This is a genomic window from Thalassobaculum litoreum DSM 18839 (assembly GCF_900102465.1).
Taxonomy (GTDB): domain Bacteria; phylum Pseudomonadota; class Alphaproteobacteria; order Thalassobaculales; family Thalassobaculaceae; genus Thalassobaculum; species Thalassobaculum litoreum.
In genome coordinates this window covers 51,897-74,691 of the sequence record NZ_FNBW01000010.1, presented here as the reverse complement: position 1 = coordinate 74,691, position 22,795 = coordinate 51,897, and the positions used below count along the sequence as shown (strand labels likewise).

The window sequence follows — 22,795 nt, the reverse complement described above, 5'->3', positions numbered from 1 at the left end:
CCTTAGTGTGCGGTGGCCCAGCTCTCGCCCCAGCCGGCGTCGGCAACCAGCGGGACGGACAGGTTCAGGACCGGGGCGGCGGCCCCCTCCATCACCTCCTTGACCAGGGCGGCGGTGGCCTCCACGTCGCCCTCGGGCACCTCGAACAGCAGTTCGTCATGCACCTGCAGCAGCATGCGGGCCTTGGAGTTCGCCTTCTCCAGGGCGACCGGCAGGCGGACCATGGCGCGCTTGATGATGTCGGCGGCCGTGCCCTGGATCGGCGCGTTGATCGCCGCGCGCTCGCCGAAGTTCCGCATGGCCGGGTTCTTCTCGCGGATCGCGTTGATGTGCACCTTGCGGCCGAACCGGGTCTCAACGAAGCCCCACTCGTGCGCCCGCTTCTTCATCTCGTCCATGTAGTCGCGGATGCCGGGGAAGCGCTCGAAATAGGCGTTGATGTACTGCTGCGCCTCGCCCTGGGGCGTGCCGAGCTGGCGGGCCAGGCCGAAGCCGGAAATGCCGTAGATGATGCCGAAATTGATCGCCTTGGCCTTGCGGCGGATCTCCGAGGTCATCTCCCCCAGCGGCACGCCGAACACTTCGGAGGCGGTCTGGGCGTGGATGTCGATGCCCTCGCGGAAGGCGGCGCGCATGGTCTCCAGCCCGGCGATGTCGGCGACCAGCCGCAGCTCGATCTGCGAGTAGTCGACCGACAGCAGCAGGTTGCCCGGCTCGGCGACGAAGGCGGTGCGGATCTTGCGCCCCTCCTCGGTGCGGATCGGAATGTTCTGCAGGTTCGGGTCGTTGGAGGACAGCCGGCCGGTGGCCGCACCGGTCATCGAATAGGAGGTGTGGACGCGCCGCGTCTCCGGGTTGATGTCGTCGACCAGCGCGTCGGTATAGGTCGACTTCAGCTTGGCGATCTGGCGGTAGTCGAGCACCTTTTCGGCCAGCTCGATGCCTTGCGCGGCCAGTCCTTCCAGCACGTCGGCGCCGGTGCCGTAGGCGCCGGTCTTGCCCTTCTTGCCGCCGGCCAGGCCCATCTTGTCGAACAGGATCTCACCGAGCTGCTTGGGCGATGCGACGTTGAACGGCTCGCCGGCCAGGTCGTGGATCTCGCCCTCGCGCTCGACCATGCGCTTGGCGAAATCGGCCGACATGTCGTTCAGGATCTTCGGGTCGACCCGGATGCCGTTGCGCTCCATGTCGACCAGCACCGGGATCAGCGGCCGCTCCAGGGTCTCGTAGACCGTGGTCATGTGCTCCTCGACCAGGCGCGGGCGCAGCACCTGATGCAGGCGCCAGGTCATGTCGGCGTCCTCGGCGGCGTAGTCCCGCGCCTTGTCGAGCGGCACCTCGGCGAAGCCGATCTGGCTCTTGCCCTTGCCGCAGACCTCCTCGAACTTGATGTTCCTGTGCTCGAAATGCAGCAGCGACAGCTCGTCCAGCCCGTGGCCGTGAAGCCCGCCCTCCAGCACGTAGGAGGCGCACATGGTGTCGTCGATCGGGGCGACGGCGATGCCGCCATTCGCCGGCCGGCTGAGCACCAGGCAGTCGTATTTGGCGTTATGCGCCACCTTGAGCACGGCGGGGTTCTCGAACAGGCCTTTCAGTGCGGCGATGGCGTCGTCGAACGGGATCTGCTCCGGCCCGTCGCCGGAGGACGGGGCCGCCAGCAGCTCGCCCTGGGCGGCCGTGCCCACATGGCGCAGCGGGATGTAGCAGGCCTTGCCCGGCGCCAGCGCCAGGGACACGCCGACCAGCTCGGCCCGCATGGCATTGAGCGAGGTGGTTTCGGTGTCGAAGGCGACGGTGCCCTGGGCCTCGGCGGCCGCGATCCAGCCGTGCAGCCCCTCCAGGGTGGTGACCAGCGCGTAGTCGGCCTCCTCGCCGGTCGGGGCGGAGACTGCGGCGGTGGCGGCGGTCTCGCCGGCGGCCTGGCCGGCCTCGCTCTCGAACCGGGCGATCAGCCGCTTGAAGTTCTGCTCGCGCAGGAAGGCCAGGATCTTGTCGGAATCGATGCCGCGCACGACCAGATCGCCCAGCGGCTCCGGCACGTCCACGTCGTCCTTCAGGGTGACGAGCTGCTTGGAGATGCGGGCGAGCTCGGCATGTTCGATCAGGTTCTCGCGCCGCTTCGGCTGCTTGATCTCGCCGGCCCGCTCAAGCAGCGTCTCCAGGTCGCCGTATTCGTCGATGAGCTGGGCGGCGGTCTTGATGCCGATGCCGGGCACGCCCGGGACATTGTCGACGCTGTCGCCTGCCAGCGCCTGGACGTCGATGACCTTGTTCGGGGCCACGCCGAACTTCTCCATCACCTGGTCGGGGCCGATCGCCACGTTCTTCATCGGGTCGAACATGTCGATCCCGTCGCGCACGAGCTGCATCAGGTCCTTGTCGGAGGACACGATGGTAACGCGCCAGCCCTTCTCCACCGCCTGCCGGGCATAGGTGGCGATGATGTCGTCGGCCTCGAAACCGTCCATCTCGATGCAGGGCGCGTTGAAGGCGCGGGTCGCCTCGCGGATCAGCGGGAACTGCGGAACCAGATCCTCCGGCGCATCCGGGCGCTGGGCCTTGTACTGGGGATAGATGTCGTTGCGGAAGCTGAACCGGCTGGCGTCGAAGATCACCGCCATGTGGTCGGCGTCCATGTCGTCGATCAGCTTAACCAGCATGTTGGAGAAGCCGAAGACCGCGTTCACCGGGACTCCGTCCGGCCGGGTCATCGGCGGCAGGGCGTGATAGGCGCGGAAGATGTAGCCCGACCCGTCCACCAGGAAGAGATGGCTCTGCCCGGGCTCGGCCGGGGGCGGGATGTCCGTGTCGGGCGTGGCGGCGGTGTCGGCCATCGGGTCTTCCGGGGCTGGTTGGGCAGGGATGCAGGTTACCGGCCGCGACTCTAGCGGACCGGGGCGCATCGGCAACCATTGAAGCGCGTTTCCCCTGCCGGGACGGCGTCGTCCAGCGACGCCCGGAGCCTAGATTTCGTCGATCAGGACCGAGACCGGATAATGGTCACTGAAGCCGGCGGTATTGACGTTGGCGGCGGCGTTTCCCTTCGGCAGCCCGAACCTGACAGGTTCCGGCGAGACACGCGTGCTGACCATTTCGGGTATCGCCTCGATCTTGGCGGTCTCCTCCCGGACGCTGAAGGGCTGTCCGGCGGTGAGCAGGGCCTTCGACACCATGATCTGGTCGAAGGCATTAGCATCGCCCTGATAATACAGGGTGCCGTGAAGCAGGCGCGTCGCACCGGTGGGGTCCGTGCAGACCTGCCGCATGTAGTTCCAGGTCAGATTGTAGAACCGCGCGGCGGTGCGCGATCGCTCCACATCCCCCCGTTCCCGGGAGGCCCGGGCATGAATGCTGACCGATTCGTCGAACGGATCGTCGTTCATGTCGCCCATGGCGAGGATCGCGGCGTCTTCGGTCGTCTCTTCGCGGATGCGCTTGTGCCAATAGCCGAGAGTCTCGCCGGCGACCATGCGGTACCCGCGGCTGAGTTCGGTGCCGCCGCTGCGCGATGGCCAGTGGTTGGCGAGCAGGATCAGGTCGTTCCCCGACGCCGTGCGGAACGTGGCCTGGGAGATGTCGCGGGTGCCCGTGCTGCGGAGCACGAAATGGGAGAACAGGGTGCCCGGGACAAAGGCGATCCGGCCGGTGTCGTAAAGAAAAGCAGTATCGATTCCACGGCGGTCGCGCGTTGAGTCCGCGTGAACCACGTCATAGGCTCGTCCGGTCGTGGCCCGCACCTTTTCGACCAATGCTTCCAGTACGAAGGAATTCTCGACTTCGCAAACACCCAGGACCGTCGGGTCGAGTTGCGTGATGATCCTGGTGAGTTGGGTGAGCTTTGTTTCGAAAAGCGCGTCGGTCCATCCGGCGAGGTCGTTCTTCACCTGGTTGTAAACCTTGGGCTCATGACTTGGATGACCGTCAGGGGCGAAAAGGTTCTCAAGGTTCCAGAAGGCGATCTTGTATGTCTGTGGCATGGGTTCCCCCGCCGGCAGCTGCCGCGCTCGGATAAGTTTATTTATTTTTGTGATGGGCAATCAAATGAAACATTTGTTCCAGCGCCCCAATCCTGCCTCACGGAGCCTTTACCGCAGGGTCGCGGGTGCGTGATGACGCGCGAGCGCCACCTGCTCATATCCTCGGGCACCTGATCGGGATTGGCCGATCAGGGAACGGCTGAACAGGAAAGCGGAACAGGGTCATGCAATACGCAGCTTTTTCCAGGGCGCTCGCCCGCATCGTCGGGGTCGTGGCCATCGCCGGGCTGGTGGCCCTCTTCGGCCCCCGGATCACCCATGCCGGCCAGGACCCGGTCTATACCGAGTTCCTGTCCGATACCGCGGTGGACGGCTACGACCCGGTCGCCTACTTCACCGACGGCAAGCCGGTCGAGGGTTCGGACAAGTACGAGACGGAGTACAACGGTGCCACCTGGCGCTTCACCTCGGCCGAGCACCGCGACGCCTTCATCGCCGAACCGGCGAAATACGCGCCGCAATACGGCGGCTACTGCGCCTGGGCGGTCTCCCAGGGCTACACCGCCAAGGGCGACCCGCAGCACTGGCGCATCGTCGACGGCAAGCTGTACCTGAACTACAACGCCGACGTTCAGAAGAAATGGACGGCCGACATCCCCGGCCACATCACGGCGGCCGACGGCAACTGGCCGAAGGTACTGGAATAGAGGCCTGGAAGCCTCAGGCGGCGTGCTCGCCCTCGTCGCCGGAGACCATCACATAGGTCTTCGAGCAATAGGGACAGACCACCTTGTGCTCGTCCTCGGGGATCTCCAGGAACACCCGGGGATGGCCGAGCGGACCGTCGCCGCCGTCGCAGGCGACCCGGTGTCCCGTCACCTCGATGGTCTCGAACGCGTCGTTGCTTGCCGCCGCCATGGCCCGATCCTCCGCGCTGCCCGCGCTTGTTCACGTCTTCCCCGGATGATACCCACGAGCGCGTCTGCCGCAAGGTTTTGATCAGCTTGGATGGGGTCATGGGATCGGTCCGCCTGTCGTTAACCCTCGCGTGCCTGCTTGTCCTGGCCGCCTGCGCGCCGCAGATCGCCCGGCCGGGGACCGAGCAGGTGACCCCGGAGCTGGTGCAGCGGCCCTTCGCGGTGATGGAGGACGGCATCCGCCTGCCGATGCGGATCTGGCGACCGGAGGGCGGGGCCGAGGCAGCGGTGGTCGCGCTGCACGGCTTCGGCGACTATTCCAACGCCTTCGCCCAGCTCGGCGCCGACCTGGCGGCCCAGGGGGTGACGGTCTATGCCGCCGACCAGCGCGGCTTCGGCGAGGCGCCGGGCTACGGCATGTGGCATGGCCGCGCGCGCATGGCCCGCGACGCCGAGACTCTGGTACGGCTGGCGAAGCGGGATGCGCCCGGCGTGCCGGTCTACCTGCTGGGCGAAAGCATGGGCGGGGCGGTGGCGATGCTGACCCTGTCAGACCCGCAGACCGAAGCGGACGGCGCGGTGCTGTCGGCGCCGGCGGTCTGGGGCCGCGACTGGATGCCGCTGGTCCAGTCCCTCAGCCTCGACATCATGGCCCACACCGTGCCCTGGCTGCCGCTGGAGCCGCGCGGCATCCGCCTCATCCCCAGCGACAACATCGCCATGCTGCGGGCGCTGGCGCGCGACCCGCTGTTCATCAAGCGCCCGCGGGTCGACGCGGTGCATGGGCTGGTGGCGCTGATGGACGCGGCCCAGGCGGCCGCCCCGGAGCTGAACGGCGCGATCCTGGTGCTGTATGGCCGCAAGGACGAGCTGGTGCCGCGCCGGCCGACCTGCGCCATGCTGAAGGCCCTGCCGCCGGGCCGCCGGGTGGCGCTGTACGCCGACGGCTATCACATGCTGTTCCGCGACCTGGAGCGCGCCCAGGTGATCGCCGACATCGCCGCCTGGACCCGCGATCCGACAGCGGTGCTGCCGTCCGGCGAGGAGGCGGGCGCGGCGACGCTTAAGCGGTTCTGCGGGGGGTAATCCGGCGGTTGGCGTAAACCCCATTCGTCATCCCGAACTTGTTTCGGGATGACGAATGGGGTGGGAACAATAACGGAGGGTTACAGAACGATCACGTCCCGCGCCGGCGGTACCGCGAAGAGGTGCCAGACCCGGTCCGAGCGGCGCTCCAGGATGCGGCGCTGGTTCAGGTAGCCCTTGTCGGTGATCTCTCCGGCGTCGACGTTCGGCGGCTCGTCCATCACCAGGGCCCGGGCGATCCGGGTGCTGGAGGCCGGGTTGGCGGCGTTGTGCCGGGCCAGCCCCTCGCGGATCGTCGCCACCGTCGCACCCGGCTTGGCGAAGACCAGGACGCCGACCGCGTCCCGGTCGTGACCGGCGATCACCACGTCGCTGACCGCCGCGCCGCAATTGGCGATCACCGCCACCCGCAGGGCGCCGACGCTGACCCAGGTGCCGGTGGAGAGTTTGAAATCCTCGGCGATCCGGCCGTCGAAGACGATCCCGGCGTTGGGATCCACCGGATCGGCCAGCCGCACTGCGTCGCCGCTCAGGAAATAGCCGTCGGCGTCGAACGCCTCGGCCGTCAGGTCGTCGCGCCCGGCATAGCCCGGGGTGATGTTCGGGCCGCGCAGGGCGATCTGCAGCTTGTCGCCGGTCGGCACCAGCTTCGCCTCGACTCCCGGCACCGGAACCCCGACCACGCCGGTCTCCTCCAGCACCAGATGCGCGGCCAGCGCCATGGGCGCCGTCTCCGTCGTGCCGTAGCAGGTGGTCAGTACCGGCAGCTCGCCCGTCGCCGCCAGCCCCAGAGCCTCGACCCGCCGCCACAGGGACAGGGGCAGGGTGGCGCCGGCGTAGAACACGAATTCCAGGCTCTCGAAGAACCGGTCGCGCAGGCCGTCATCCGCCTCCAGATAGGGCAGCAGCATGTCGAGCCCGCGCGGCACGTTGAAATGCAGGGTCGGGCGGACCAGCGCCAGGTTCTCCACCGTGCGGGCGATCCGCTCCGCGGTGGGGCGGCCGTCGTCGATATACAGGGTGCCGCCATGGCTGATGGCGAGGCCGAGGTTCTGGTTGCCGCCGAAGGTGTGGCTCCAGGGCAGCCAGTCGAGCATCACCGGCGGCCGCTCGGCCAGGAACGGCCAGACCTGCCCCAGCGCGGCCTGGTTGGAGGCGAGCATGCGGTGGGTGTTGATCACGCCCTTGGGCGTGCCGGTGGAGCCGGAGGTGAACAGGATCTTGGCGACATCGTCGCCGCTGACTGTCGGCAGATCGCCCGGCTCGGTCTCGGCCAGGGCGGATACGTCGCCGACGATCTCCGCCCCGCCGAAATCGACTCCGGCCCGTGCCCGCTCGAACGGTTCCAGCCCCTCGGCCAGCACCAGCCCCGGCCGGACGATCGCCACGATCTGCTTCAGCTTGACGAAGTCGCGCGACAGCAGCGAATAGGCCGGCGAGACCGGGCAGAACGGCACCCCGGCCCGGAAGGCGCCGAGCATCAGCAGCGCCTGGTCGACCGAGTTCTCCGACAGCGCCATGACCGCGCCGATCCCGCGCGCGATCAGCGCGGTGGCGATGCCCCGGCTGGCCCGGGCCGCTTCGGCGAAGCTGACCGCGCGCCAGCCGTCGCCCTGGCGCTCGGCCACCAGCGTGCGGTCCGGCGTGCGGCTCGCCCAGCGGTCGAGATGGTCGATGATGGTCTCGGGATGTGGGGCGGGCGGCGTGCGGGAGCGCAGGTGGACGGTGCCGTCGGAATCCCGGCGTATGGCGATATCGGGCAGCGCGAAGGGCGCCCGCTTTCGCGCCGGTTTCATGCGGCCCCGCTCACGCAGCCGAGCGGATCACCGCCAGGAACCGCTCTCCGAACTTTTCCAGCTTGGCCTGCCCGACCCCGTGGATGCCGGCGAAATCCTCCAGCGAGGACGGCCGGCGCTCCGCCAGCTCGATCAGCGAGCGGTCGTGCAGGACGGTATAGGCGGGGAGCGACAGCTCGCGGGCGATGTCGCGCCGCTCCTCCTTCAAGGCCCGCAAAAGGTCGGCATTCTCCGGCGACACGGTGGCGGCGGCCTGCCCGCTGCTGCGGCTGGTCTTGGTCCGCTTGGCGGTGTCGCGGCGCAGGGTGACCCCGGCCTCGCCCTTGAGAACCGCGCGGCCGGTCTCGCCGACCGTCAGCCCGCCGAACCCGGCGGTGTCGATGGCGACGATGCCGCAGGCGACGAGCTGGCGGATCACCGAGCGCCAGCCGTTGCGATCGAACTCGGTGCCCACACCGAAGGTCGGCAGGGAATCGTGGCCGTGGCGCTGCACCGCCTCGGTCTTGCCGCCGACCAGCACATCGACGATATGGCCGGCGCCGAAGCGCTGGCCGGTGCGCAGGATGGCGGACAGCACCTTCTGCGCCGGGACCAGCCCGTCCAGGGTCTCCGGCGGCTCGCGGCAGGTGTCGCAGTTGCCGCAGGGCTGGGCCAGCGGCTCGCCCAGGGCGGCGAGCAAGGCCTGGCGGCGGCAGCCGGCGGTCTCGCAGATGCCGAGCAGAGTGTTCAGTCGGCGGTGCTCGATCCGGCGCTGGTCCTCGCTGGCGCCGCTCTCGTCGACGAAGCGGCGGCGCTGGGCGATATCGGCCAGGCCGTAGAGCATCTGCACCGTCGCCGGCAGGCCGTCGCGTCCGGCGCGGCCGATCTCCTGATAATACGCCTCCACCGAACCCGGCACGTCGGTGTGGAAGACGAAGCGGACGTCCGGCTTGTCGATGCCCATGCCGAAGGCGATGGTGGCGCAGACCACCAGCCCGTCCTCGGTTACGAACCGGTCCTGGTTGGCTGAGCGCACTTCCGGGTCGAGCCCGGCATGGTAAGGCACGGCCGGGATGCCCTGGCGGCACAGGGCGGCCGCCGTCTCCTCCACCGCCCGGCGCGACAGGCAGTAGACGATGCCGCTCTCGCCCTTTCGGTCTTCCAGAAAGGCCAGGAGCTGCTTCACCGGGCTGCGCTTCTCGGCGATGCGCAGGTCGAGATTGGGCCGGTCGAAGCCGAAGACGAACTCCCGGGCGTCGCCGCCGCACAGCCGATCGACGATGTCGCGCCGGGTGGCGGCGTCGGCGGTGGCGGTGAAGGCGGCGGTCGGCACGCCCAGCCGCTCGCGCACCCGCGCCAGGGTCAGGTAGTCCGGGCGGAAGGCATGGCCCCACTGGCTGATGCAATGCGCCTCGTCCACCACCAGGCGGGTGACGCCGATATCCGACAGGTCGTCGAGGATGCCGTCCAGGGCGAGCCGTTCCGGCGCGATGTAGAGCAGCCGCAGTTCGCCGGAGCGGGCCTGGCGCCAGATGTCGCCGTTGGTGCCCGGCGCGTTGCCGGAATGCATGGCGGCGGCGCAGACCCCCTGCAGCCGCAGCGAGCGGACCTGATCCTCCATCAGCGCGATCAGCGGGGAGACGACGACGGTCAGGCCGCCATCCATGACGGCGGGCAGCTGGAAGCAGAGCGATTTGCCGGCGCCCGTGGGCATGACGGCGAGGGTGTCGCGGCCGGCCAGGATGCTGTCGATCACATCGCGCTGGCCGGGCCGGAACTCGGCGAAGCCGAACACGTCGTGCAGCGCCGTCTCCGGGCAGCGGCCGGGGAATGCGGGCGAATCGTCGAGGGTATCGGGATGGGCGAGAGCCATGGCCTCAGAGGTAGCACTGTCGCGGGTGCGGGTCATGAGGCCTTGCCAGTCCGGCGGATCGCGGGGGTTGTGGGGCGTTGGCTATGGCACCGGCAGGGCGCGAATCGCCGTGTTCTCGGAGCGGGAGGCCGTCTCTCTCTCTCTCTCACCGTCATCCCGGGAGGCCCCGGGCTCGACCCGGGGCTGTCCGGAATGACGATCCATATTCTTGAGGCGGCTACCCCCGGCCGACGAACGGCATCTTGGTCGCCATCACGGTCAGGTTGAGGATGTTGGCCTCCGGCGGCAGGCTGGCCATGTGGACGATGGCGTTGGCCACATGGTCCACGTCCATCATCGCCTCCGGCTTGATCTCGCCGTTCGCCTGCTTCACGCCGGTCTTCATGCGCGCCGCCAGCTCGGTGAAGGCGTTGCCGACGTCGATCTGGCCGACCGCGATGTCGTATTTGCGGCCGTCGAGCGCCGCCGTCTTGGTCAGGCCGGAGACCGCGTGCTTGGTCGCGGTGTAGGGAATGCTGTCCGGCCGCGGCGCATGGGCCGAAATGGACCCGTTGTTGACGATGCGTCCGCCCATGGGCTCCTGCGCCTTCATCACCCGGAAGGCCTCGCGGATCACCCAGAAGCAGCCGGTCAGGTTCACGTCGACCACGTCGCGCCACTGGTCGTCGGACAGCTCCTCCAGCGGGATACCCGGGGCGTTCATGCCGGCATTGTTGAAGATGAAGTCGACCCGGCCGAAGGCCTCCACGGTCTTGTCGAACAGCGCCTTCACCGCCCCCGGATCGGTCACGTCGGTCGGCACGGGCAGGGCGCGGTCGCCGTCGGCGCCGGCCTCCTTCTTGGTCTCCTCCAGCGCGTCGGCGCGGCGACCCGCCAGGGCCACGCTCCAGCCGGCCTTCAGCAGGGCCAGCGCGCTACGCTTGCCGATGCCGGAGCCGGCCCCCGTGACGATGGCCGATTTGATGGTGCTCATGGTGTTTTCCCTCCCGGATTGGATGTTTGCCGGGACGGTAGCACCGGGCTCCGCCCGGGCACAGACGCCAATATCGCGCCCCTCGGACCCCGGTCAGGGCGAGCCCGGCGCAGCGTTCTTGCCGGTGACGGGCGCGGCGATATAGTTTGTCGGACTCGATTTTCTGAGGATCCGAATGCTCGTCACCTGCCCGAAATGTGAGCAGAAGTTCAAGGTGCCGGACTCCGCGCTCGGCACCAAGGGCCGCAAGCTCAAATGCAGCAGCTGCGAGCACAAGTGGCACCAGATGCCGGTCGGCGCCGAAGACGGGGAGCCGGAGGCGCCGCCCGTCGCCAAGAAGAAGAAAAAGGCCCCGCCGCCGGAGCCGGTCGCCGAGGAGCCGCTCGAGGAGGCGGTTGGCCAAGACCAGATGGGCGAGGAGATCGACCCGCCGCCGCTGGGTGACGTGTCGCGCTTCCGGGCCGTGCGCGGGACAGAGGACGAGAAGCCGTCGCGGCCGTATATCCTCTACGGCCTGCTGTTCCTCGCAGTGGCGATCCCGGCCGGTCTGTTCGCCGCCCGCACGTCCCTGGTCCATGCCTGGCCGGCGAGCGCGCTGCTCTACGAGAAGGTCGGCATGCCGGTGCCGGTGCCGGGCGAGGGACTGGTGCTGCAGAACGTCTATGTGGAACGCCGCCAGGAGGGCACCGTGGAGGTCCTGGTTGTCCATGGCGAGATCCGCAATCCGGGCGAACTGATGATGAGCCTGCCGGCGCTGCGGGCCACGGTGTTCGCCGAGGGCGGGCAGACCCTGGCGAGCTGGCTGTTCACCACCGAATCCTACCAGCTCCTGCCGGGCGAGAAGACGGCGTTCGTCTCCGAATTCGCCAATACGGCGCCGGGGGCGGCCAAGGTCAACGTCACCTTCACCGACGCACGCCCGGAGGCCGGGCTCGGCTATTGAGCGGGCCGGGGCGGGACGGCGATCTGGGGCCCTGTCCGCTCTGCGGCCGGCCGATGGTCGCGGGGCCGAGCGTCGATCGCCATCACTGGGTGCCGAAAAGCAAGGGCGGCCGCGCGGCCGAGCCGATGCATACGGTCTGCCACCGCAAGATCCACAGCGTGCTGGACGAGCGGACCCTGGCGCGGGACTACGACACGCCGGAGAAGCTGCGCGCCCATCCGGAGATCGCCCGGTTCCTGGTCTGGCTGCGCGGCAAACCCCCGACCTTCACCAGCCGCCACCGTACGGCGCGGAAGCGGCGGTGAGGGTCTCGCAACCACATCCCCCTTTCACTCCCCGGATTTATTCCGGGGCCTACGCCAGGGTCAGCGCCAACGCCGAACCGCTAGGCACGACGATCCGTAGGCCCCGGAATAAATCCGGGGAGTGCGTTTGGTTGGTAGGTGGCGAGCCCGCAGCTGCCCCGCCCTCAATACAGGTTGTTCTTCTCCGACTCCGCGATGCGCTTGTCGGCGGCGGCCACGTCGACGGAGGCGTCCTCCACCTGGTCGGCGATCATCTGGCCGAGAGAGGGAAGCACCTTGCGCTCCACCCTGTAGTCGTCTTCCCAAAGCTTGGAGCGCACCAGCGCCTTGGCGCAGTGCAGGTACATCTCCGAGACCTCGACCAGAATGCCGGTCTTCGGCAGCCGGTCGCGCACCGCGAACTGGGTCAGCAGACCGGTGTCAGCGATCACCCGGGCGCGGCCGTTGATCCGCAGGGTCTCGTTGACGCCCGGGATCATGAACAGGATGCCCACGCCGGGGTTCACCGTCAGGTTGCCCAGGGTGTCGATCCGGTTGTTGCCCGGCCGGTCGGGGATCAGGATCGTCCGGTCGTCCAGCACCGCGACGAAGCCCGGCGCATCGCCCTTCGGCGAGACATCGCCCAGGCCGTCCGGGCCCTGGGTTGAAATGACCAGGAACGGGCACAGTTCCAGGAACCTCTTGGCATGCTTGTCGAGATAGGTGAGCTGCTTCTTGGCAGCGAGCTCGCCCGGCATGCCGTAGATCTCGCGCAGAGCGGCCTCGCTCTCCAGAACATCCGTCGCGCCCGTCTCTCTGATATTGGCCGTATCCATGGTAGGAACTCCGGGTTCGCGCCGGCTTCGCGGGAGCCGGCGACTCGGCTAGACTCGGTTTGCTGGCCGGGACGCTAGCAGACCTGAAAACGTGGGGCCATGGGCATATGCCAACGGAACTGACCCAGACGCGTCGCCTGACACGGGTCATGGAAGGGGTTCTCGCCAGCTTCGACTACGAGGGTTTGCTCGCCCTGGTGGTGGAGCCGGACGACGACAACCGCGCCCTGCTGTGCCGCGCCCTGGTCGATCTCGGCTTCCCGCCGCCGCTGGACGCCCACAACGCGGCCACTGCCCTCTACGCGGCGGAGGAGATCACCCCCGACCTGCTGATCCTGGACGCCCGGCTCGAGGGGCCGGACGGGGCCGACGGGTTCGAACTGCTGCAGCGGATCCGCGAGGATTCCACCACCCTGCCCGACGACATCCCGGTGATTTTGTTGGCCGGCGCGGTGAATGATTTCGCCGTGCAGGAGTCAAAGCGTCTGGAGGTCGATCTCCTCCTGACCAAGCCGGTGCCCGCAAAGCGCCTGCAGAACCGGGTGAATTCGCTGATGATGAAACGCTTCACGGACCGCGTCACATGGGGGAGCTGACGCCGCTGCCGGGCACGCCGGCGGCCGACGGGTACCGCATGCCGGGGGAATTCGAGGCCCATGCCGGGACCTGGATGCTGTGGCCGGAGCGCGGCGATACATGGCGCGACGACGCCGCGCCGGCCGAGCAGGCCTTCACCGCCGTCGCCGAGGCGATCGTCGCCGCGGAGCCGCTGACCGTCGCGGTCTCCGCGGCACGAAGGGCGCGGGCGCGCGCCGCCCTGCCGGCCGGGGTCACCCTGGTGGAGATGGAGAGCGACGACGCCTGGATGCGCGATGTCGGCCCGACGGTCGTGGTCGACGCCGCCGGCGACCGGCGGGCGGTCGACTGGACCTTCAACGCCTGGGGCGGCGACGTGCATGGGCTCTATCCGGACTGGCGGGCCGACGATGCGGTGGCGGCGAAGGTCGCCGCGCTGGAAGGGATGGAGCGCTACCGCGCGCCGCTGATCCAGGAGGGCGGAGGCCTCCATACCGACGGCAAGGGCACGGTCTTCGTCACCGAGGAATGCGTGCTCAGCACCGGCCGCAATGCCGGGCTCGGCCGCCAGACCTGCGAGGAGATGCTGAAGGCCTATACCGGCGCTGAGCAGGTCGTGTGGCTGCCGCGCGGGGTGTTCGCCGACGAGACCACCGGCCACGTGGACAACCTGCTGCATGTGGCCGGGCCGAACCTGATCCTGCTGACCTGGACCGACGATCCGTGGGACCCGCAGCATGTGCGCTCCGCCGAGGCGCTGGCCGTGCTGGAGCGGGTTCATGACCTGTACGATCAGCCGTTCCGCATCCTCAAGCTGCCCATGCCCGGTCCGCTGCACATGAGCGACCGAGAGGCCGGCGGCGTGGTGGCCGCACCCGGCGGCAAGCCGCGCGAGGCCGGCGACCGGCTGGCCGGCTCCTACGCCAATTTCTACCTGGTGGAGGGGCGGGTGCTGGTGCCGCTGCTCGACCCGCGCACCGACGACGATGCCTGCCGGATCATCGCCGACGCGCTGCCGGACCGCGAGGTGGTCGGGATACCGGCCCGCGAGATCCTGCTCGGCGGCGGCAATATCCACTGCATCACGCAGCAGATTCCGGCGGGGCAGACTCTGTCGGGAAAGCCGCAATAAAGTCGTGAGCACGCCACGAGTTTGCACTATCTTCCGCGCCACCGAGTTCCCTTGATCCTACGTCCCAAGCGCAGATCGCTGCCAGGAGCCCCCCGCATGGCCCCCGATTCCGTGTCCAACCGTCCCAATGTCCTCATCAAGCGCGGCCGCAAGTTCCTGAACACGCCGGGCCCGACCAACGTGCCGCAGCGCGTGCAGAACGCCATGCACCGCGACACCATGGACCTGAACGATCCGGAGTTCGTCGACGCCGCCGTCGAATCCTTCGAGGGGCTGCGCAAGGTCTTCAAGACCGAGGGCGAGATCTTCACCTACATCGCCAACGGGCACGGGGCCTGGGAAGCCGCCCTGGTCAACACCCTGAAGCCGGGCGACGTCGCCCTGGTGCCGGAGACCGGCCACTTCTCCGGAAGCTGGACCGACATGGCCGAGGCGCTGGGCATCGTGATCCAGACCGTGCCGGGCAGCTGGCGCGAGGCGATGGATCCGGCCGCCGTGGGCCAGGCGCTGTCGGAGGACAAGGAGGGTCGGATCAAGGCCGTGCTCGTGGTCCACACGGACACCGCCACCTCGATCACCAGCGACGTGCCGGCGGTGCGCAAGGCGATGAACGAGAGCGGCCACGACGCCCTGCTGATGGTGGACACCATCGCCTCTCTGGGCACCACCGATTTCCGCATGGACGAGTGGGGCGCGGACGTCGCCATCGCCGCCTCGCAGAAGGGTCTGATGATGCCGCCGGGCCTGGGCTTCTGCGCCGCCAACGAGAAGGCGATCGCCGTGCACAAGGCGAACGCCAACCCGCGCCGCTACTGGGATTGGACGCCGCGCATGTCCGGCGCCGGCTACCGCACCTTCTGCGGCACCTCCCCGCAGCTGCAGATCTTCGGCCTGCGCGAGGGGCTGCGCACCCTGTTCGAGGAAGGGCTGGAGCGCTGCTTCGAGCGGCACCGGGTGCTGTCCCAGGCGACCCACAAGGCGGTGGAGGTCTGGGGCACGGCCGGCGCGCTGGAGCTGAACGCCCTGGTGCCCGAGCAGCGCTCGGTCGGCGTGACCGCGATCCGCACGGCGGACGGCGTCGACGCGAACCGGATCCGCGAGGTCTGCCGCGACGAGATGATGGTCGGCATCGGCGGTGGTCTCGGCGATCTCGGCGGCAAGGCGTTCCGCATCGGCCATATGGGCGACATGAACGCGCCGATGCTCTACGCCGCCCTGGCGTCGGTGGAGTCGACGCTCGACTATCTCGACGTGCCCTACAAGCCGGGCGGCGTCACCGCGGCCATCGAGCACGTGACGGCCTACAAGAAGGCCAACGGCCCGACCACGTTCTGATCGGGGTCTTGGGTGATTTGGGTTCGGGGCTGAGCGGAGTTTTGGGCTGATGAACCGGCCGGTGCTGTTCGTCTGTCTGATCGCCGGGATCGTGCTCGGGACGGCGGCCGGCGTGGTGGTGGGGAGTCTGACCGGAACGCTGGCCTTCGGCATCCCCCTGGGCGGTGCGCTCGGCACCGCGCTTGGGCTCGGGATCGGCGCGGCCCTGGTGGCGCGGCAGAAGCGCTGAGTGGGTTCGCGCCTCCCGCCCTTACAGAACACTCCCCGGATTGAGTCCGGGGTGTGAGAAAAAGGGGAGTGTTCGGAAAGGGAAGGGGCGCTGAACCTAAGCTGCCTAAAAAATTTGTCTCTAAAACAATGAGATAGAGCAGATTCACGCACGCTGACGCAATCACGAAGTGATCCCGTTACCGCACGATCTGCTCTAGATCCCCGCCGCCCGCGCCTTCTCCCCGAGCATGGCCGACACCGTGTCCAGCACCGGGGTGGCGATGCCGGCGGCGCGGCCGTAGTCCTGGATGATCCGCACGATCCCGTCGATCTCCATCGGCCGGCCCAGGTCCCAGTCCTGCAGCATCGAGGAGCGGTGCAGCGAGCGCTTGGACGGATCCGACTGGCCGGCCTCGTCGATGCTGACCTCGATGCCGTGGGAGGCGGCGACCGCCTGGGCCTCGCGCATGATGGCGAGCGTGACCGCCAGGGTCTCCGGGTTCTCCGCCAGACCGCGCTCGGTCGAGCCGGTCAGCACGCCCAGCGGCGAGCGCGAGGCGTTGATCAGCAGCTTGGCCCAGATCGCCCGCCGGATCGCCGTCGTCACCGGCGCGCCCATGTCCGCGTCCTCGATAACCTTGGCGATCGCCGTGACCCGGGCGCTCTCCGAATTGTCCGGCTCGCCGAGGGTGAAGATGCCCGGCCGCGGACCGACATGACGCACCGATCCCGGCTCCACCACGGTGGCCGGGCAGTCGATCATGCAGCCGATGGCGCGCTGCGGGCCGATGCCGTTCCAGATCGTGGCACCCGGGTCGAGCCGCTCGATCGGCCCGCCGCTGCCGCCGTCGCGCTTGTACTCGTACCACCAGGGAATGCCGTTCATGGCGCAGACCACCGGCGTGTCGGCGCCGAGCATCGGCTGGATCGCCTCGGCGATGGCCGGCAGGGCGGGGCCCTTGGCGGTCACGACGATGACGTCGACCGTGCCCAGATCCGCGGCCCTGTCGCTGGCGGTCACCCGGGAGGTCCAGGTTTCGCCCCGGGTCTCCACCCTGATGCCCTTTTCGCGCATCGCCGCCAGATGCGGGCCGCGCGCCAGAACCGCCACGTCCGTTCCGGCCCGGGCCAGATGCCCGGCCATGAAGCCGCCGACGGCTCCCGCTCCGATGATGCCGATCCGCATGCGTCCGATCTCCAGATGGATTGTTCAGGCCAGGAAGCCGGTATAGCGTCGAACCCTGTGCCTGTGACCCCACGGAGTGAGCCCGTGACATTTTCCCTGACCGCCCGCTGCGAGATCACCGGCGCCTTCGGCATGGTGGTCAGTTCCTCCTCGACCGCCGTGGCGGCCCGCTGCGCCTTCGCTCGGGCCGGAGTCGGGGCGGTGGCGACCCAGAACATCACCGACCCGCGGATCGGCCCGCGCGGCCTCGACCTGCTGGAGACCGGCCTGCCGGCCCGCACGGTGCTCGAGCGCATCGTCGAGAGCACCGAGCACATCGCCTATCGGCAGATCGCCCTGATCGACAGCCAGGGCGGCACGGCGGCCTATAGCGGCGCGAACACCCTCGGCACCTACGCCTCCGCCGAGGGCCGCGGCTGCGTGGCCGCCGGGAACATGCTGGCCGGCGAAGGCGTGGTCGCCGCCATGGTGGACGCCTTCGAGTCCCGGTCCGGGCGCTCTTTCGGCAAGCGGCTGATCCGGTCGCTGCAGGCCGGGCTGGCGGCCGGCGGCGAGGCGGGGCCGGTGCATTCCGCCGGGCTGCTGATCCAGGCCGAGGTCTCCTGGCCGGTGGCGGACCTGCGGGTCGACTATTCGGACACGCCGATCGCGGACCTGACGGCCCTATGGGAGCTGTGGAAGCCGGACATGGACAGCTACGTCACCCGCGCGCTCGACCCTTCCAAGGCTCCGAGCTACGGCGTTCCCGGCGATCCGTAAGTCGGTGTTCTGCAAAAGCGATTTGACGCTATTGACAATCACTCGCAAGAGCGACAGCTTACCTCAAAATCGAGGGAACGCTCATGTACGTGTGCATCTGCAACGCTCTGAACACCCGGACCGTGACTCAGGCCATCGATGACGGCGCTGCGACGGTCGGGCAGGTCTACAAGGCCTGCGGGGCGGTTCCCCAATGCGGCAAGTGCAAGTGCACCATCCGCGAGATGCTGGATGAGCGCTGCCCGCAGCATATGACCGGCGCCCAGGGGACCGGATCGCTTCCGGGCCTGCCCGCCGACCCGCTTCCGGCCTTCAACGCCGCCTGAGGGCGCGTCTAGCCGCCCGCCAGAGCCCGTCGGGGCAGCCCGGCATGGGCCGCATCCATGAAATCGCGGAAGATCTCCGCCGGCAGCCCGCCGCCGGTCACCTTCTTCATCGCCGTCCCGTCGTCGTTGCCGACCCAGACGACGGTGACGAGGTCGGCCGTGTAGCCGGCGAACCAGGCGTCGCGGTAGTTCTGGCTGGTGCCGGTCTTGCCGGCGACCGGGCGGTCCAGCGCCGCCTTGTGGCCGGTGCCGCGGGCGACCGTCTCCATCAGCATATCGGTCAGGGTGGCCGCCGCCCGGTCGGAGATCTGCGTCGGCAGGCCCGAGCTCGACAGCCGGTACAGGGTCGCCCCGCCGCGCGCCTTGATCTCCTCGATCCCGTGCGGCGTGACCGGCCGGCCGCCATTGGCGAAGGTCGCGTAGATGCCGGCCACGTCGAGCGGGCTCATCTCGTCCACGCCCAGACCGAGGCTGGGGCCGTGGGTCAGCTCCTCGGAGAAGCCGAGCCGGCGGGCGACGTCGCGCACACTGCGCCGTCCGACCTCCTCCTGCAGGCGGATGGTGGCGGCGTTGCGGCTCTCCGCCAGCGCCTCTGTCAGGGTGATCACCCCGTCGTACTTGCCGTCGAAGTTCCCCGGCGACCAGCCGGCGATGGCGATCGGCGTGTCGTTGATCAGGTCGGTGGGCCGCCAGCCCGCCTCCAGGGCGGCGAGGAAGACCACGGGCTTGAACAGCGAGCCCGGCTGCCGCAGCGCCTGGACGGCGCGGTTGAACTGGCTGGCCTGGAAATCGGCGCCGCCGACCATGGCGCGCACCGCCCCGGTGCGGGGATCAAGGGCGACCAGGGCGGCCTGTCCGGCGCCCATCGCCCGGCCCTTCTCCAGACCGGCGCCGACGGCCTGTTCGGCCAGGGTCTGCAGCCGCAGGTCCAGGGTGGTGGTCACCGACATGTCGTCGGAGCGGGTGCCGACGAAGCTGGGCACCTGATCGTAGATCCAGTCGGAGAAATAGCGGTGACCGGCGCCGCGGCCGACCGGACCGCGCAGCTGGTAGGGATTGGCGGCGATCTGGCGCGCGGTCGCCGGATCGATGTAGCCGATATCTGCCATGGCGCCGAGCACCACGGCGGTACGCTGCTTGGCCAGCGCGGGATCGGCGGCGGGGCTGTAGCGCGACGGGCCCTTCAGCATGCCGGCCAGCAGGGCCGCCTCGCCCAGGGACAGGTCGCGCGCGCTCTTGGAGAAGTACTTCCGGGCGGCGGCGTCCACCCCATAGGCGCCGGCGCCGAAATACACCCGGTTCAGGTAGATCGACAGGATCTCGTCCTTGGTGAACTCGCTCTCCAGCCAGAAGGCCAGCAGCAGTTCCCGAATCTTGCGCGACAGGCTGCGGTCGTGGCTCAGGAAGACGTTCTTGGCGAGCTGCTGGGTCAGGGTGCTGCCGCCCTGCACCACCCGGCCGGCCCAGATGTTGACCGCCATCGCCCGGGCCAGACCGATCGGATCGACGCCGAAATGATAGGGGAAGCGCCGGTCCTCGATGGCGATGACGGCGGCGGGCAGGTGCGGCGACATCTCTGCGACGGTGACCGGCTCGCCGTGCAGCGGGCCGTAGGAGGCGAACAGCGCGCCTTCGGACGCCGTCATCCGCACCGAGCCCGGCCGGGTGTAGCGGTCGAGGTCGTGAATGTCGGGCAGCTGGAAGGCGTGCCAGACCAGCAGGCCGGCCACCAGGACCGCGCCCCAGAACGCGGCCAGGAAGCCCCATTTCAGCAGCGGACGGAGCAGCCGTCTCAGCGGCGAGCGCTGGCGACCGCCGCCACGACGGGTGGAGGCGCGGCCCGACCCGCGCGGCCGCCGCGCGCCCGACTTTGCGCCCGATTTGCCCGCAGCGGCCTTCGGCGCGGCCTTGCTCTTGCGCGGCGCGCCGAAACCCGGTTCGGCACGGCTGCCGGCCGCCGCCTTGGCGCCGGATCGCGTCCTGGTCTTGCGTGTCGGCTTCGACGCGCTGGAAGAGGATCGGGCCATCGTCGATTCCAGTTTATGTTCACAGTGAAGATAGCCGATGAACTAACTGGAATGTAGAGAAAAGTCCGTCACTCGTTCGACACGGAGCTCGGTGGGAACCGCAGGATCACCCGGGTGCCGGCATTCACCGCGCTCTCGATCGCCAGCCGGCCGCCATGGAGCTGCATCATCCGGGCGACCAGAGGCAGGCCCAGTCCCGCGCCGGCGAGACGGCGGGTGGTGGGGTCGCCGGTGCGGCCGAACGGCTCCAGGGCGATGGCAATGTCGGAGGCCGGGATCCCCACGCCGGTATCGGCGACGACGATCTCGAGCCAACCGTCGGGCCGCCGATGCCCGTCGATCCGGATCGACCCGCCCGCTTCGGTGTATTTCAGGGCGTTGGACAGCAGGTTCATCAGCATCTGACGGTAGCGCCGTGGGTCGACTTTCAGCATCGGCGTGTCGGCGCCCAGCCCGAATTCCAGGGACAGGCGCTGCTTGGTCGCCGGGTCCCGCATCATCTCCACCACCGTGCGGGTGGTGGCGGCGGTGTCGATCCATTCCGGCGTCACCTCCATCCGGCCCGCTTCGATGCGCGACAGGTCCAGGATGTCGTTCACCAGGGTGAGCAGCTGGGTGCCGCTCTCGTGGATCGCGTCGGCGTAGCTGGAGATCTGCGCCGGTTTCACGTCGTCCTGGTGGGTGTCGACCTGGCGCTGGATCAGCTCGGAGAAGCCGAGCACCGAGTTCAGCGGCGTGCGCAGCTCGTGGCTCACCAGGGCCAGGAACTCTGACTTGGCCCGGGCGGCGCGCTCGGCCTCCTCCAGGGCGGCGGCGACCTGACGGCGCGACTGCTCGACCCGGGCGGTGGCGGCCGAGGCCTCGGAGGTTCGCGTCTCCAGTTCCCGGGTGCGCTCGCCGACCCGCGTCTCCAGATCGGCGTTCAGGACGGAGAGCGCGTCTCGGCTGCGGCGGAGCTGGCCGATCATGTCGTTGAAGGCGGTGCGCAGGGTCTCGATTTCGGTACCGGCCGCCGCCTTCGCCGTCGCCGGGTCGAATTCGACCGGTTCCAGCTTGTCGAAGCCGGTGCGGCGGGTCGCCTCCACCAGACTGTACAGCGGCCGCACCAGGATCGAGCGACTCACCCGGTCGAAGATGAACCACAGGATCGCGGTCTTGAGCAGGGCGGCGATCACCAGCAGGGCGATGTGCCAGCGCAACCGCTCCAGGATCACCAGCTCGCTCGAGAACAGCGTCACGTAGCCGACGCGCGTGCTGCCGACGGCATGGCTGTAATCGACCGGGAAGGACACCGCGAGCCCCTGGCCCGGCAGGGCCTGCGCGCCGGGTGCCTCGCCGACCCCGGCACTGCCCTCGGGCAGGTCCCCGGCACGCGTGAACTCGCCCGCCTGGTTGTGGTCGAGCACGCGGATGCCGACGATCTCGGGCAGATCGGCGGCAGCCACCGCGATCTTGGCCACCTCGTCGAGGTCCAGGGACCAGAGCGGGCCGGCCAGGGTGCGCTCCAGCGTGCGCTGGTGAAGGGTCAGTTCCCGCTCCAGGTCGGCGCGGGCGGAGAAGTAGGTTTCCGCGACCAGGGCCCCGGTGATCACCGTCGCGGCCACCAGGTAGAGCAGGAAGGCGGTGCGGAACAGGCGCCCCGTCACGGTCGACCGGCCGGCCTGGGGCGGCGTCGACTGCGTGTCCCGCGGCGGGCCCTGTTGCGCCGCCGTCACCGGGACGGAGCTCCCGCGGCATAGGCGGCGGCGCGGGCCTGGAACGCGGGATCGGCATTGATCGCGGCGATGGTCTCGAACACAGCCTCAGCCAGCGCCGGATCGCGCTCGACGAAGGCGTGGGACAGCAGCAGGTAATAGGGTTTGGCGATCAGCGGCGGCTCAAGCTTCACCACATCGCCATAGGCGGCCGGGTCCGAGGCGATGGCCGCGGCCGCCATGTTCTCCAGTTCGGCATAGGCGGCGATCCGCCCGGCGACGAGCTTGTTCAGGTTGATCCCCTGGATCTTCCCGGTCTCCACCTTCACGCCCCGGCTCTCCAGGTCGCCGACGATGGAGTAGCCGGTGGTCGCCCCCACGGCCTTGTCGCCGAGACCGGCGATCGTCTCGCCGTCCCAGCGTACCGGCGAGCCCCGCAGCACGTGCAGGAAATAGGCCTGGGTGAAGATCGCCCGCGATGGGTCAGGCATGCCGTCCGCTAGCGTCGGATAGACGCCGATCCGCTCGCGCTCCTTCTTGTAGCTGGCGTGAAAGATGCCGTCGGCCTCGCCGGTCTCCAGCAGATAGAGCCCGCGGTTCCACGGAAACCGGCGGATCGCCAGGTTGACCTCGAGTCGGGCGCCGAGGTCGCGCAGCAGCTCCAGGGTCAGGCCGGGCCGGTCCCAGTTGATCGCCGTTCCGGTGCCGAGATAGCGCGGCGGATTGGCCTGGGTCTCGTAGACGAAGCTCAGGGTCGGCCGGCCCTCGAACCGCGCCGGCGGCTCGGCCCATGCCGGTCCGGCCGCGCCGACCATCGCCATCAGCGCGGACATCAGGATTGCGATCATCCGGTATCGGGTCACAGCGACTCCCCAGGCCGTATGCT

General features: G+C 69.1%; 21 protein-coding genes. 10 read left to right on the top strand and 11 right to left on the bottom strand.

The window, feature by feature from the left end:
• Nucleotides 1–2: 2 nt before the first annotated feature.
• A complete protein-coding gene (polA, locus tag BLS34_RS16470; protein ID WP_051245141.1) occupies nucleotides 3–2,834 on the bottom strand; it encodes a DNA polymerase I in 2,832 nt (943 codons plus the stop codon).
• Between the two features lie 129 nt (nucleotides 2,835–2,963).
• Entirely contained in the window at nucleotides 2,964–3,977 is a 1,014-nt protein-coding gene (locus BLS34_RS16465) for an endonuclease/exonuclease/phosphatase family protein (RefSeq protein ID WP_093151956.1), read from the bottom strand.
• A 224-nt stretch (nucleotides 3,978–4,201) separates the two neighbouring features.
• On the opposite strand from BLS34_RS16465, the gene BLS34_RS16460 reads away from it, so the two are divergent.
• Nucleotides 4,202–4,684, top strand: coding sequence for a YHS domain-containing (seleno)protein (locus BLS34_RS16460; protein WP_093151954.1), 483 nt, complete (start codon nucleotides 4,202–4,204; stop codon nucleotides 4,682–4,684).
• A 13-nt stretch (nucleotides 4,685–4,697) separates the two neighbouring features.
• Here BLS34_RS16460 and BLS34_RS16455 read toward each other — a convergent pair whose 3' ends face one another.
• On the bottom strand, nucleotides 4,698–4,895 hold the full coding sequence (locus tag BLS34_RS16455; protein WP_028795979.1) for a zinc-finger domain-containing protein: 198 nt from the start codon (nucleotides 4,893–4,895) through the stop codon (nucleotides 4,698–4,700).
• A 98-nt stretch (nucleotides 4,896–4,993) separates the two neighbouring features.
• Between BLS34_RS16455 and BLS34_RS16450 the strand changes: the two genes are divergently transcribed.
• Nucleotides 4,994–5,980 carry an alpha/beta hydrolase gene (locus BLS34_RS16450; RefSeq protein ID WP_093151951.1) on the top strand — a complete coding sequence of 329 codons (987 nt, stop codon included), beginning with the start codon at nucleotides 4,994–4,996 and terminating at the stop codon, nucleotides 5,978–5,980.
• 80 nt (nucleotides 5,981–6,060) lie between these two features.
• On the opposite strand, the gene BLS34_RS16445 is transcribed toward BLS34_RS16450, so the two are convergent.
• The 3 genes from BLS34_RS16445 to BLS34_RS16435 all read right to left on the bottom strand — a co-directional run bounded on the left by BLS34_RS16445 (nucleotide 6,061) and on the right by BLS34_RS16435 (nucleotide 10,601).
• A complete protein-coding gene (locus BLS34_RS16445; RefSeq protein WP_093151948.1) occupies nucleotides 6,061–7,776 on the bottom strand; it encodes a feruloyl-CoA synthase in 1,716 nt (571 codons plus the stop codon).
• A 10-nt stretch (nucleotides 7,777–7,786) separates the two neighbouring features.
• A complete protein-coding gene (recQ, locus tag BLS34_RS16440; RefSeq protein ID WP_245702006.1) occupies nucleotides 7,787–9,664 on the bottom strand; it encodes a DNA helicase RecQ in 1,878 nt (625 codons plus the stop codon).
• Between the two features lie 181 nt (nucleotides 9,665–9,845).
• Complete coding sequence (locus tag BLS34_RS16435; RefSeq protein ID WP_093151943.1) at nucleotides 9,846–10,601, bottom strand: SDR family oxidoreductase; 756 nt, start codon at nucleotides 10,599–10,601, stop codon at nucleotides 9,846–9,848.
• Between the two features lie 175 nt (nucleotides 10,602–10,776).
• Here BLS34_RS16435 and BLS34_RS16430 point away from each other — a divergent pair, with 175 nt between their 5' ends.
• Nucleotides 10,777–11,544, top strand: a complete 768-nt coding sequence (locus BLS34_RS16430; RefSeq protein WP_028795975.1) for a DUF3426 domain-containing protein — start codon at nucleotides 10,777–10,779, stop codon at nucleotides 11,542–11,544.
• Between the two features lie 53 nt (nucleotides 11,545–11,597).
• Nucleotides 11,598–11,849, top strand: a complete 252-nt coding sequence (locus tag BLS34_RS16425) for a hypothetical protein (RefSeq protein ID WP_051245139.1) — start codon at nucleotides 11,598–11,600, stop codon at nucleotides 11,847–11,849.
• A 164-nt stretch (nucleotides 11,850–12,013) separates the two neighbouring features.
• Here the strand turns inward: BLS34_RS16425 and BLS34_RS16420 are convergent, their stop codons facing one another.
• Nucleotides 12,014–12,664, bottom strand: coding sequence for a pyridoxamine 5'-phosphate oxidase family protein (locus tag BLS34_RS16420; RefSeq protein ID WP_028795973.1), 651 nt, complete (start codon nucleotides 12,662–12,664; stop codon nucleotides 12,014–12,016).
• A 107-nt stretch (nucleotides 12,665–12,771) separates the two neighbouring features.
• On the opposite strand from BLS34_RS16420, the gene BLS34_RS16415 reads away from it, so the two are divergent.
• The 4 genes from BLS34_RS16415 (at nucleotide 12,772) to BLS34_RS16400 (ending at nucleotide 15,936) form a co-directional block, all read left to right on the top strand.
• A complete protein-coding gene (locus tag BLS34_RS16415) occupies nucleotides 12,772–13,260 on the top strand; it encodes a response regulator transcription factor (protein WP_084619104.1) in 489 nt (162 codons plus the stop codon).
• A complete protein-coding gene (gene aguA / locus BLS34_RS16410) occupies nucleotides 13,248–14,372 on the top strand; it encodes an agmatine deiminase (RefSeq protein WP_093151940.1) in 1,125 nt (374 codons plus the stop codon). Before BLS34_RS16415 ends, aguA begins: the two co-directional genes overlap by 13 nt.
• A gap of 96 nt (nucleotides 14,373–14,468) precedes the next feature.
• Nucleotides 14,469–15,707, top strand: coding sequence for a pyridoxal-phosphate-dependent aminotransferase family protein (locus tag BLS34_RS16405; protein ID WP_093151938.1), 1,239 nt, complete (start codon nucleotides 14,469–14,471; stop codon nucleotides 15,705–15,707).
• Nucleotides 15,708–15,756: 49 nt separating this feature from the next.
• A complete protein-coding gene (locus BLS34_RS16400; protein WP_093151935.1) occupies nucleotides 15,757–15,936 on the top strand; it encodes a hypothetical protein in 180 nt (59 codons plus the stop codon).
• 195 nt (nucleotides 15,937–16,131) lie between these two features.
• Here the strand turns inward: BLS34_RS16400 and BLS34_RS16395 are convergent, their stop codons facing one another.
• Nucleotides 16,132–17,103, bottom strand: a complete 972-nt coding sequence (locus BLS34_RS16395; RefSeq protein WP_093151933.1) for a ketopantoate reductase family protein — start codon at nucleotides 17,101–17,103, stop codon at nucleotides 16,132–16,134.
• An 84-nt stretch (nucleotides 17,104–17,187) separates the two neighbouring features.
• Here BLS34_RS16395 and BLS34_RS16390 point away from each other — a divergent pair, with 84 nt between their 5' ends.
• Complete coding sequence (locus BLS34_RS16390) at nucleotides 17,188–17,862, top strand: DUF1028 domain-containing protein (RefSeq protein WP_093151930.1); 675 nt, start codon at nucleotides 17,188–17,190, stop codon at nucleotides 17,860–17,862.
• A gap of 83 nt (nucleotides 17,863–17,945) precedes the next feature.
• Nucleotides 17,946–18,188, top strand: coding sequence for a (2Fe-2S)-binding protein (locus BLS34_RS16385; protein WP_028795967.1), 243 nt, complete (start codon nucleotides 17,946–17,948; stop codon nucleotides 18,186–18,188).
• A gap of 8 nt (nucleotides 18,189–18,196) precedes the next feature.
• Here the strand turns inward: BLS34_RS16385 and BLS34_RS16380 are convergent, their stop codons facing one another.
• The 3 genes from BLS34_RS16380 to BLS34_RS16370 all read right to left on the bottom strand — a co-directional run bounded on the left by BLS34_RS16380 (nucleotide 18,197) and on the right by BLS34_RS16370 (nucleotide 22,757).
• Nucleotides 18,197–20,215: a transglycosylase domain-containing protein gene (locus tag BLS34_RS16380; protein WP_215906130.1), complete on the bottom strand. Its 2,019-nt coding sequence runs from the start codon at nucleotides 20,213–20,215 to the stop codon at nucleotides 18,197–18,199.
• Nucleotides 20,216–20,283: 68 nt separating this feature from the next.
• Nucleotides 20,284–21,930 carry a sensor histidine kinase gene (locus tag BLS34_RS16375; RefSeq protein ID WP_093151928.1) on the bottom strand — a complete coding sequence of 549 codons (1,647 nt, stop codon included), beginning with the start codon at nucleotides 21,928–21,930 and terminating at the stop codon, nucleotides 20,284–20,286.
• Complete coding sequence (locus BLS34_RS16370) at nucleotides 21,927–22,757, bottom strand: substrate-binding periplasmic protein (protein WP_093151925.1); 831 nt, start codon at nucleotides 22,755–22,757, stop codon at nucleotides 21,927–21,929. The genes BLS34_RS16375 and BLS34_RS16370 overlap by 4 nt, the downstream gene beginning before the upstream one ends.
• Nucleotides 22,758–22,795: the final 38 nt, after the last annotated feature.